Below are 8,745 nucleotides of genomic sequence, written 5' to 3'. Positions count from 1 at the left end.
TACCTTACTTCTTCTTAGCCTCTTTGGTACGCACGACTTCGTCGGCGTAACGAACACCCTTGCCTTTATACGGCTCAGGACGACGGTAGGCGCGCAGATCCGCTGCTACCTGGCCGATCATCTGCTTATCAGCGCCTTTCAGCACGATTTCAGTCTGAGTCGGACATTCAGCAGTGATACCGGCCGGCAACTGATGGTCTACAGGATGAGAGAAACCCAGTGCCAGGTTTACTACGTTCCCTTTGACCGCTGCACGATAACCTACACCAACCAGCTGCAGCTTCTTAGTGAAGCCTTCGGTAACACCGATAACCATTGCGTTCAGCAGGGCACGCGCGGTACCAGCCTGAGCCCAACCATCCACGTAACCAGTACGCGGACCGAAGGTCAGAGCATTGTCTGCATGATTAACTTCAACAGCATCGTTCAGGGTACGAGTCAGCTCGCCGTTTTTACCTTTGATCGTGATAACCTGACCGTTGATTTTTACATCAACGCCGGCAGGAATAACGACCGGTGCTTTAGCAACACGAGACATTTTTTCCTCCGATTAGGCTACGTAGCAGATAATTTCGCCACCAAGACCAGCCTGGCGCGCTGCACGATCAGTCATAACACCTTTAGAGGTAGAAACAACTGCGATACCCATACCACCCATAACTTTCGGCAGCTCATCTTTTTTCTTATAGATGCGCAGACCTGGGCGGCTGATACGCTGAATGCTTTCTACCACAGCTTTTCCCTGGAAGTATTTGAGAGTCACTTCCAGTTCCGGCTTGATGTCGCCTTCAATTTTAAAATCTTCAATAAAACCTTCTTCCTTCAGCACGTTGGCAATTGCCACTTTCAGCCTGGAGGAAGGCATGGTGACCGCAGCTTTGTTCGCGGCCTGACCGTTACGGATACGGGTCAGCATATCCGCGATCGGATCTTGCATGCTCATCTGTCTTTACTCCCGTGATTCAATTGGTGACAATTACCAGCTAGCCTTTTTCAGACCCGGGATTTCACCGCGCATAGCGGATTCACGGACCTTAATACGGCTCAACCCGAACTTCCGCAGGAAACCATGCGGACGACCAGTTTGACGGCAGCGGTTACGCTGACGAGACGGGCTGGAATCACGCGGCAGACTCTGCAGCTTGAGAACAGCATTCCAACGATCTTCGTCGGAAGCGTTCACATCAGAAATGATCGCTTTCAGTTCAGCGCGTTTCGCGAAGTATTTTTCAGCTAAAGCTACGCGTTTAACTTCGCGTGCTTTCATTGATTGCTTAGCCATGAAGTAACCCTACCTTACTTGCGGAACGGGAAGTCAAAGGCAGCCAGCAGAGCACGGCCTTCTTCGTCAGATTTCGCAGTAGTGGTAATGGTAATATCCAAACCACGCACGCGGTCGACTTTATCGTAGTCGATCTCTGGGAAGATGATCTGCTCACGGACACCCATGCTGTAGTTACCACGACCGTCGAAAGACTTAGTGGACAAGCCACGGAAGTCACGGATACGCGGTACAGCAATAGTGATCAGGCGCTCAAAGAACTCCCACATGCGTTCGCCACGCAGAGTCACTTTACAGCCGATCGGATAGCCCTGACGGATTTTGAAGCCCGCAACAGATTTGCGCGCTTTGGTGATCAACGGTTTTTGACCGGAGATAGCTGCCAGATCAGCTGCTGCGTTATCCAGCAGTTTCTTGTCAGCGATCGCTTCACCAACACCCATATTCAGGGTGATCTTCTCGACCCGAGGGACTTGCATGACAGAATTGTAGTTAAACTCAGTCATGAGTTTCTTAACTACTTCGTCTTTGTAGTAATCATGCAGTTTCGCCATCGTACTACTCCAAATTACTTGATAGTTTCGCTGTTAGACTTGAAGAAACGGACTTTTTTACCGTCTTCGAATCTAAAGCCTACACGGTCAGCCTTGCCGGTTGCCGCATTGAAGATTGCAACGTTAGAAACCTGAATAGCAGCTTCTTTTTCAACGATGCCACCCGGTTGGTTCAGGGCCGGAACCGGCTTCTGATGTTTCTTAACCAGGTTGATACCTTCAACAATGATCTTGCCGGAAGACAGGACATTTTTTACTTTACCGCGCTTACCTTTATCTTTACCGGTTAACACGATAACTTCGTCATCACGACGGATTTTAGCTGCCATGATTCGCTCCTTAGAGTACTTCTGGTGCCAGAGAGATGATTTTCATAAACTTCTCAGAACGAAGTTCACGAGTAACCGGCCCAAAAATACGCGTACCGATAGGCTGCTCGCTGTTGTTGTTCAGAAGAACACAAGCATTGCCATCGAAGCGAACGACAGAACCGTCAGGGCGACGAACACCCTTCCTGGTGCGCACCACTACCGCCTTCAGCACATCACCTTTTTTGACCTTACCACGCGGAATTGCTTCTTTAATGGTGATCTTGATGATGTCGCCTACGCCTGCGTAGCGACGGTGCGAGCCACCCAGAACCTTGATACACATTACGCGACGTGCACCGGAGTTGTCGGCGACGTTCAGCATAGTCTGTTCTTGGATCATTTCAGTGCTCCGCTAATGTCAACTACTACTGAAGACCCTAAAATCAGAGTCGTTAAAAAGCCCCATATCGAGGGCGCGGCATTATAACACCGGTTCTCGGATATGGGTAGAAAAAATAAACGGCTCATCGCTGAGCCGTTTATTCGTTTGAGAACGCGTGCTGTATTACAGAACCGCTTTCTCTACAACGCGAACCAGCGTCCAGGATTTAGTCTTGGACAACGGACGGCATTCGCGGATTTCAACCACGTCGCCGATACCGCATTCGTTGTTCTCGTCATGTACGTGCAGTTTAGTCGTACGTTTGATGAATTTACCGTAGATCGGATGTTTCACGAAACGTTCGATAGCAACAACAATGGATTTTTCCATTTTGTCGCTAACAACACGACCTTGCAGAGTACGGATTTTATCGGTCATTACGCACCCGCCTTCTCAGTCAGTAAAGTCTTAACGCGTGCGACATCACGACGCACTTGCTTCAACAGGTGAGTCTGTTGCAGCTGGCCACTTGCAGCCTGCATACGCAGGTTGAACTGCTCGCGCAGCAGGTTAAGCAGCTCGGTGTTCAGCTCTTCAACGCTCTTTTCACGCAGCTCTTTTGCTTTCATTACATCACCGTCTTAGTTACAAAGGTGGTTTTAATCGGCAGTTTTGCTGCTGCCAGCTCGAAGGCTTCACGGGCCAGCTCTTCCGGAACGCCGTCCATTTCATACAGGACTTTACCCGGCTGAATCAAGGCAACCCAATACTCCACGTTACCTTTACCTTTACCCATACGAACTTCCAGCGGCTTCTCGGTAATCGGTTTGTCCGGGAATACACGGATCCAGATCTTACCCTGACGCTTAACAGCACGAGTCATAGCACGACGTGCTGCTTCGATCTGACGAGCGGTCAGACGACCACGGCCAACAGCTTTCAGACCGTAAGTGCCGAAGCTCACATCCGTGCCCTGCGCGAGACCACGGTTGCGGCCTTTGTGCACTTTACGGAATTTTGTACGCTTTGGTTGTAACATCAGCGACGCTCCTTATTTACGGCCTTTACGCTGCTGCTTTTTAGGTTGAGCAGCCGGTTTTTCCGGTTGTTCAACTGCAGCCATACCACCAAGGATCTCGCCTTTGAAGATCCACACTTTTACGCCGATTACACCGTAAGTGGTGTGCGCTTCGGAGGTGTTGTAGTCGATGTCAGCACGCAGAGTGTGCAGCGGAACGCGACCTTCACGGTACCATTCGGTACGTGCGATCTCAGCGCCGCCCAGACGACCGCTAACTTCAACTTTGATACCTTTAGCGCCCAGACGCATTGCGTTCTGTACAGCACGCTTCATAGCACGACGGAACATAACGCGACGTTCCAGCTGAGAAGTAATGCTGTCAGCAACCAATTTTGCGTCCAGTTCAGGTTTACGAACTTCGGCGATATTGATCTGTGCAGGAACGCCAGCGATATCCGCTACGACCTTGCGCAGTTTTTCAACGTCTTCACCTTTTTTACCGATAACGATACCCGGGCGAGCAGTGTGAATGGTCACACGAATGCTCTTAGCCGGACGCTCGATAACGATACGAGATACAGACGCTTTAGCCAGTTCCTTAGTCAGGTACTGACGTACTTTAAAATCGCTGTCCAGGTTGTCAGCGAATTCTTTGGTGTTCGCAAACCAGGTAGAGTTCCATGGTTTTACAATACCCAGGCGAATACCATTAGGATGTACTTTCTGACCCATTGCTAGTCTCCAGAGTCTCAGCGATCGGACACAACCACAGTAATGTGGCTGGTGCGCTTCAGGATGCGATCTGCACGACCTTTTGCACGCGGCATAACGCGCTTCATGCTCGGGCCTTCGTCTACGAAAATTTTCGCAACTTTCAGATCGTCAATGTCAGCGCCATCGTTGTGTTCAGCGTTAGCAATGGCAGATTCCAGAACTTTCTTGACCAGTACAGCCGCTTTCTTGTTGGTGTAGGTCAGAATATCCAGGGCCTGCGACACTTTCTTACCGCGAATCAGGTCAGCAACAAGGCGAACCTTCTGAGCAGAAGAACGAGCATGGCGATGTTGAGCTAAAGTTTCCATCTCTTCCTCCTACCTTATTTCTTCTTCGCTTTTTTATCAGCAGCGTGGCCGCGATAAGTACGAGTCGGTGCGAATTCACCCAGTTTGTGACCGACCATTTCGTCGGAAACAAATACCGGAACGTGCTGACGACCATTATGGACAGCGATGGTCAAACCGATCATGTTAGGAAAGATCGTTGAACGACGGGACCAAGTGCGCAGGGGCTTCTTGTCTCCGCTTTCCACCGCTTTCTCTACCTTCTTCAGCAAGTGCAGGTCAATAAAAGGACCTTTCTTGAGAGAACGTGGCATGGCTTATCCTCTAAAATTATTTGCTACGGCGACGTACGATGAATTTATCTGTACGCTTGTTGCTGCGGGTCTTCTTACCTTTGGTCTGAACGCCCCACGGGGTTACCGGGTGCTTACCAAAGTTACGACCTTCACCACCACCATGTGGGTGGTCTACTGGGTTCATCGCGGTACCGCGAACGGTCGGACGAACACCACGCCAGCGTGCAGCACCTGCTTTACCCAGAACGCGCAGCATATGCTCAGCATTGCCAACTTCGCCCAGAGTCGCGCGGCACTCAGCTTCAACTTTACGCATTTCACCAGAACGCAGACGCAGGGTGACATAAGCACCGTCACGTGCAACGATCTGAACGTAAGTACCAGCAGAACGTGCCAACTGACCGCCTTTACCTGGTTTCATTTCTACGTTATGAACGGTAGAACCAACCGGGATATTGCGCATCGGCAGGGTGTTACCCGCTTTGATTGCAGCATCAACGCCAGACTGAATCTGGTCGCCAGCTTTCAGGCCTTTAGGGGCCAGGATGTAACGGCGCTCACCGTCTTTGTACAGAACCAGCGCGATGTTCGCGGAACGGTTCGGATCGTACTCAAGACGTTCAACAACTGCCGGGATACCATCTTTGTTGCGTTTGAAGTCAACAATACGGTAAGCCTGCTTGTGGCCACCACCGATATGACGAGTGGTGATACGGCCATTGTTGTTACGACCACCGGATTTGCTGTTTTTTTCCAGCAACGGAGCAAAAGGTTTGCCCTTGTGCAGCTCAGGGTTAACCACTTTAACTACGTGGCGACGACCCGGAGATGTCGGTTTACATTTAACAACTGCCATTGTATTACTCCTCCGACTTACTCAGCGCCGCCAACGAAGTCCAGATTCTGGCCTTCTTTCAGGGTGACGTAAGCTTTTTTCCAGTCGCTACGACGACCGATACGCTGTCCGTGACGTTTAACTTTCCCTTTAACTACCAGGGTGTTAACGACTTCGACTTCGACTTCAAACAGTTTCTGCACAGCAGCTTTAATTTCTGCTTTGGTCGCGTCTTTAGCAACTTTGAGAACGATGGTATTAGTTTTTTCCATCGCAGTAGACGCTTTTTCAGAAACGTGCGGTGCACGCAGCACCTTCAGCAGACGTTCTTCACGAATCATGCCAGCATCTCCTCAACTTGCTTAACAGCATCAGCAGTCATTACGACTTTGTCGAAGGTGATCAGGCTAACCGGGTCGATACCAGTCGCGTCGCGAACGTCAACCTTGTGCAGGTTGCGCGCGGCCAGGAACAGGTTCTCGTCCAGCTCACCGGTGATGATCAGCACATCTTCCAGAGCCATGTCTTTCAGTTTCTGAGCCAGCAGCTTGGTTTTCGGTGCTTCAACAGAGAACTGCTCGACAACGATCAGACGATCCTGACGTACCAGTTCGGACAGGATGCTTTTCAGCGCGCCGCGGTACATCTTTTTGTTAACTTTTTGACTGTGGTCCTGCGGACGCGCAGCGAAAGTCACGCCACCAGAACGCCAGATCGGGCTCTTGATAGAACCAGAACGCGCGCGGCCGGTACCTTTCTGGCGCCACGGTTTTTTACCGGAACCAGTTACTTCAGCACGAGTCTTCTGAGCACGAGAACCCTGACGTGCACCAGCTGCATAAGCAACAACAACCTGGTGTACCAGCGCTTCGTTAAAATCACGACCGAAGGTAGTTTCGGAAACAGTCAGCGCGCTCTGCGCGTCTTTCAATACTAATTCCATTGCTATCTCCTCACGCCTTCACAGCTGGTTTAACGATCAGGTCGCTACCGGTTGCACCCGGGACAGCACCTTTAACCAGCAGCAGGTTGCGCTCAGCGTCAACACGTACTACGTCCAGGCTCTGAACGGTTACACGCTCATTACCCAGCTGACCTGCCATTTTTTTGCCCTTGAACACTTTGCCCGGAGTCTGGTTCTGACCGATAGAACCCGGAACGCGGTGAGACAGGGAGTTACCGTGGGTAGCGTCCTGGGTACGGAAGTTCCAGCGCTTAACGGTACCTGCGAAACCTTTACCTTTAGAGGTGCCAGTTACGTCAACTTTTTTAACTTCAGCAAACAGCTCAACGCTAATCGCCTGACCTACGGTGAACTCTTCACCATCAGCAAGACGGAATTCCCACAGGCCGCGGCCAGCTTCTACGCCAGCTTTAGCAAAATGGCCAGCTTCCGGCTTGGTTACACGGTTAGCTTTTTTAGCACCGGTGGTAACCTGGATAGCGCGGTAGCCGTCGTTAGCCAGATCTTTAACCTGAGTAACGCGGTTTGCTTCAACTTCGATTACGGTTACTGGGATAGATACGCCATCTTCAGTGAAGATGCGGGTCATGCCCACTTTTTTACCGACTAAACCAATCATTGTTTCAACCTCTCAATCGCTCGATGACCTGATTAACCCAGGCTGATCTGCACGTCTACACCGGCAGCCAGGTCCAGACGCATCAGAGCATCAACGGTTTTCTCGGTTGGCTCAACGATGTCAACCAGACGCTTGTGAGTGCGAATTTCGTACTGATCGCGCGCGTCTTTGTTAACGTGCGGGGAGATCAGAACAGTGAAGCGCTCTTTGCGGGTCGGCAGCGGGATCGGACCACGGACTTGCGCACCAGTGCGCTTAGCAGTCTCGACGATTTCCGCAGTTGATTGATCGATCAGACGATGATCAAACGCTTTAAGGCGGATACGGATTCTTTGGTTCTGCATGAGACCAGAGCTCCAATTATTTTATAAACGAAAATGATTACTCCTCAAACCCATTACGATTGATGGGAGAGTGTAACCGTTCTTACATAGCCCCCCGATTGGAGGCATTGTTAGCAGCAAAAAACACTGCCAGAGTTCAGATCGAACCCGCTGTCAATTACGACAAGCCCGCGCATTATACGTATTTACTGACATAATGCAAGCCGACTGCGTCGATATTAACCAACCTTTCAACATTGCTACTTATTCATTGTCAATGCCAGCCATCGCCTGCTTTACCCGCGCCCTGAGATCGGCGTTGGCATCAGATACCTCTGAGGTCGTAGGTTGCTCATCAACACTCTCTTTGTAAACAGCCTCTGCTGCATCTTCTTCTGCTTCCGGCAAGGGTCGCTTCTTATAAATAATGTGCGTCTGACAGGTGATAGTGTGAGGACGCGGCGTCTGAGCGAGATGCCTGAGTCCCCCCGCTGCTCGCGTAATAGCCAGTAAGAACACAACTAGCGCCGTATGCCAGCCAGAAAAGAACAACCCACACACAGCGCCATAAGGTCACAGGCATGTCTGGGCGGACAAAGGTTTCGACTATGCCTGGATACGCTTCTTTGTTGGCACTCATACCTTCCCCTCATCCTGCGTTAGCTTCGGGCTTTCACCCAGCGCCTGCCAAAGCCGGATAGTCAGCGCCCGATGTGGCCACGCAGCGATAACCCCGTGTGCAAGTACGCTTTTTCCCGATCCCTTTGCGCCTGTCAACGCCACGATCTGTGACCGTTATTTGCCATTTTCATGCCCGCCAGATGCTTTCTTTAATGATGCTGTCCGCTTTCCGCCATTTCATCGTCACTGATTGGCGTTGCGTTTTTGGTCAGCACTCCAGCTTTGCGTTTCTCCTTTAACCGGTAACTTTCTCCTTTGATATTCAGCGTGGTTGAGTGATGCAGCAGCCGATCCAGGATCGCCGTTGCCAGTACGTTATCTCCAAACATCTCTCCCCAGTCTGCGAAGCCTTTGTTTGACGTAAGGATGATGCTCGCTTTTTCATATCGACGGTTCAGTAGCCGGAAGAACAGGCT

The 8,745-nt window shown here is 50.8% G+C and carries 19 protein-coding genes; all 19 read right to left on the bottom strand.

Annotated features, from left to right (window positions below):
* Window positions 1-4: 4 nt before the first annotated feature.
* On the bottom strand, window positions 5-538 hold the full coding sequence (gene rplF, locus GA0061070_RS21825; RefSeq protein WP_090138382.1) for a 50S ribosomal protein L6: 534 nt from the start codon (window positions 536-538) through the stop codon (window positions 5-7).
* Window positions 539-550: 12 nt separating this feature from the next.
* On the bottom strand, window positions 551-943 hold the full coding sequence (gene rpsH / locus GA0061070_RS21820) for a 30S ribosomal protein S8 (RefSeq protein WP_090138380.1): 393 nt from the start codon (window positions 941-943) through the stop codon (window positions 551-553).
* Window positions 944-976: 33 nt separating this feature from the next.
* Complete coding sequence (rpsN, locus tag GA0061070_RS21815; protein ID WP_007369817.1) at window positions 977-1,282, bottom strand: 30S ribosomal protein S14; 306 nt, start codon at window positions 1,280-1,282, stop codon at window positions 977-979.
* A 14-nt stretch (window positions 1,283-1,296) separates the two neighbouring features.
* A complete protein-coding gene (rplE, locus tag GA0061070_RS21810) occupies window positions 1,297-1,836 on the bottom strand; it encodes a 50S ribosomal protein L5 (protein ID WP_090138377.1) in 540 nt (179 codons plus the stop codon).
* A gap of 14 nt (window positions 1,837-1,850) precedes the next feature.
* Window positions 1,851-2,165: a 50S ribosomal protein L24 gene (gene rplX, locus GA0061070_RS21805; RefSeq protein ID WP_007369816.1), complete on the bottom strand. Its 315-nt coding sequence runs from the start codon at window positions 2,163-2,165 to the stop codon at window positions 1,851-1,853.
* 10 nt (window positions 2,166-2,175) lie between these two features.
* A complete protein-coding gene (gene rplN / locus GA0061070_RS21800) occupies window positions 2,176-2,547 on the bottom strand; it encodes a 50S ribosomal protein L14 (RefSeq protein ID WP_035344535.1) in 372 nt (123 codons plus the stop codon).
* Window positions 2,548-2,712: 165 nt separating this feature from the next.
* Window positions 2,713-2,967, bottom strand: a complete 255-nt coding sequence (gene rpsQ, locus GA0061070_RS21795; protein WP_000130100.1) for a 30S ribosomal protein S17 — start codon at window positions 2,965-2,967, stop codon at window positions 2,713-2,715.
* The gene (rpmC, locus tag GA0061070_RS21790; protein WP_004388609.1) at window positions 2,967-3,158 is read right to left on the bottom strand and encodes a 50S ribosomal protein L29; all 192 of its coding nucleotides are present in this window, start codon (window positions 3,156-3,158) and stop codon (window positions 2,967-2,969) included. Before rpmC ends, rpsQ begins: the two co-directional genes overlap by 1 nt.
* Window positions 3,158-3,568 (bottom strand): 50S ribosomal protein L16, encoded by a 411-nt coding sequence (gene rplP / locus GA0061070_RS21785; protein ID WP_007369814.1) that lies wholly within the window; start codon window positions 3,566-3,568, stop codon window positions 3,158-3,160. Before rplP ends, rpmC begins: the two co-directional genes overlap by 1 nt.
* Window positions 3,569-3,580: 12 nt before the next feature.
* Window positions 3,581-4,282 (bottom strand): 30S ribosomal protein S3, encoded by a 702-nt coding sequence (gene rpsC, locus GA0061070_RS21780; protein WP_000529945.1) that lies wholly within the window; start codon window positions 4,280-4,282, stop codon window positions 3,581-3,583.
* Window positions 4,283-4,299: 17 nt separating this feature from the next.
* Window positions 4,300-4,632, bottom strand: a complete 333-nt coding sequence (rplV, locus tag GA0061070_RS21775) for a 50S ribosomal protein L22 (RefSeq protein WP_007369813.1) — start codon at window positions 4,630-4,632, stop codon at window positions 4,300-4,302.
* A gap of 14 nt (window positions 4,633-4,646) precedes the next feature.
* Window positions 4,647-4,925, bottom strand: coding sequence for a 30S ribosomal protein S19 (gene rpsS, locus GA0061070_RS21770; RefSeq protein WP_001138115.1), 279 nt, complete (start codon window positions 4,923-4,925; stop codon window positions 4,647-4,649).
* Between the two features lie 16 nt (window positions 4,926-4,941).
* Window positions 4,942-5,763 carry a 50S ribosomal protein L2 gene (rplB, locus tag GA0061070_RS21765; RefSeq protein WP_007369812.1) on the bottom strand — a complete coding sequence of 274 codons (822 nt, stop codon included), beginning with the start codon at window positions 5,761-5,763 and terminating at the stop codon, window positions 4,942-4,944.
* Window positions 5,764-5,780: 17 nt separating this feature from the next.
* Entirely contained in the window at window positions 5,781-6,083 is a 303-nt protein-coding gene (gene rplW / locus GA0061070_RS21760) for a 50S ribosomal protein L23 (RefSeq protein WP_000617546.1), read from the bottom strand.
* Window positions 6,080-6,685 carry a 50S ribosomal protein L4 gene (gene rplD, locus GA0061070_RS21755; RefSeq protein WP_090138374.1) on the bottom strand — a complete coding sequence of 202 codons (606 nt, stop codon included), beginning with the start codon at window positions 6,683-6,685 and terminating at the stop codon, window positions 6,080-6,082. Before rplD ends, rplW begins: the two co-directional genes overlap by 4 nt.
* Before the next feature lie 10 nt (window positions 6,686-6,695).
* Entirely contained in the window at window positions 6,696-7,325 is a 630-nt protein-coding gene (rplC, locus tag GA0061070_RS21750) for a 50S ribosomal protein L3 (protein WP_007369810.1), read from the bottom strand.
* Window positions 7,326-7,357: 32 nt separating this feature from the next.
* A complete protein-coding gene (gene rpsJ / locus GA0061070_RS21745; RefSeq protein ID WP_001181005.1) occupies window positions 7,358-7,669 on the bottom strand; it encodes a 30S ribosomal protein S10 in 312 nt (103 codons plus the stop codon).
* 243 nt (window positions 7,670-7,912) lie between these two features.
* Window positions 7,913-8,056, bottom strand: a complete 144-nt coding sequence (locus tag GA0061070_RS25245) for a hypothetical protein (protein ID WP_167353612.1) — start codon at window positions 8,054-8,056, stop codon at window positions 7,913-7,915.
* Between the two features lie 422 nt (window positions 8,057-8,478).
* Window positions 8,479-8,745: ATP-binding protein (locus GA0061070_RS21735; protein ID WP_167353611.1), on the bottom strand; the 267-nt coding region annotated here is incomplete at its 5' end.

This window comes from Kosakonia oryziphila (assembly GCF_900094795.1).
Classification (GTDB): domain Bacteria; phylum Pseudomonadota; class Gammaproteobacteria; order Enterobacterales; family Enterobacteriaceae; genus Kosakonia; species Kosakonia oryziphila.
Note: the sequence above shows the minus strand (reverse complement) of the source record. Positions and strands in the feature narration are given on the sequence as shown.

Bases quoted from the DNA above. Each gene is read 5' to 3' on its own strand.
- rplF (WP_090138382.1), bottom strand. From the start codon at position 538: ATGTCTCGTGTTGCTAAAGCACCGGTCGTTATTCCTGCCGGCGTTGAT.
- rpsH (WP_090138380.1), bottom strand. From the start codon at position 943: ATGAGCATGCAAGATCCGATCGCGGATATGCTGACCCGTATCCGTAAC.
- rpsN (WP_007369817.1), bottom strand. From the start codon at position 1,282: ATGGCTAAGCAATCAATGAAAGCACGCGAAGTTAAACGCGTAGCTTTA.
- rplE (WP_090138377.1), bottom strand. From the start codon at position 1,836: ATGGCGAAACTGCATGATTACTACAAAGACGAAGTAGTTAAGAAACTC.
- rplX (WP_007369816.1), bottom strand. From the start codon at position 2,165: ATGGCAGCTAAAATCCGTCGTGATGACGAAGTTATCGTGTTAACCGGT.
- rplN (WP_035344535.1), bottom strand. From the start codon at position 2,547: ATGATCCAAGAACAGACTATGCTGAACGTCGCCGACAACTCCGGTGCA.
- rpsQ (WP_000130100.1), bottom strand. From the start codon at position 2,967: ATGACCGATAAAATCCGTACTCTGCAAGGTCGTGTTGTTAGCGACAAA.
- rpmC (WP_004388609.1), bottom strand. From the start codon at position 3,158: ATGAAAGCAAAAGAGCTGCGTGAAAAGAGCGTTGAAGAGCTGAACACC.
- rplP (WP_007369814.1), bottom strand. From the start codon at position 3,568: ATGTTACAACCAAAGCGTACAAAATTCCGTAAAGTGCACAAAGGCCGC.
- rpsC (WP_000529945.1), bottom strand. From the start codon at position 4,282: ATGGGTCAGAAAGTACATCCTAATGGTATTCGCCTGGGTATTGTAAAA.
- rplV (WP_007369813.1), bottom strand. From the start codon at position 4,632: ATGGAAACTTTAGCTCAACATCGCCATGCTCGTTCTTCTGCTCAGAAG.
- rpsS (WP_001138115.1), bottom strand. From the start codon at position 4,925: ATGCCACGTTCTCTCAAGAAAGGTCCTTTTATTGACCTGCACTTGCTG.
- rplB (WP_007369812.1), bottom strand. From the start codon at position 5,763: ATGGCAGTTGTTAAATGTAAACCGACATCTCCGGGTCGTCGCCACGTA.
- rplW (WP_000617546.1), bottom strand. From the start codon at position 6,083: ATGATTCGTGAAGAACGTCTGCTGAAGGTGCTGCGTGCACCGCACGTT.
- rplD (WP_090138374.1), bottom strand. From the start codon at position 6,685: ATGGAATTAGTATTGAAAGACGCGCAGAGCGCGCTGACTGTTTCCGAA.
- rplC (WP_007369810.1), bottom strand. From the start codon at position 7,325: ATGATTGGTTTAGTCGGTAAAAAAGTGGGCATGACCCGCATCTTCACT.
- rpsJ (WP_001181005.1), bottom strand. From the start codon at position 7,669: ATGCAGAACCAAAGAATCCGTATCCGCCTTAAAGCGTTTGATCATCGT.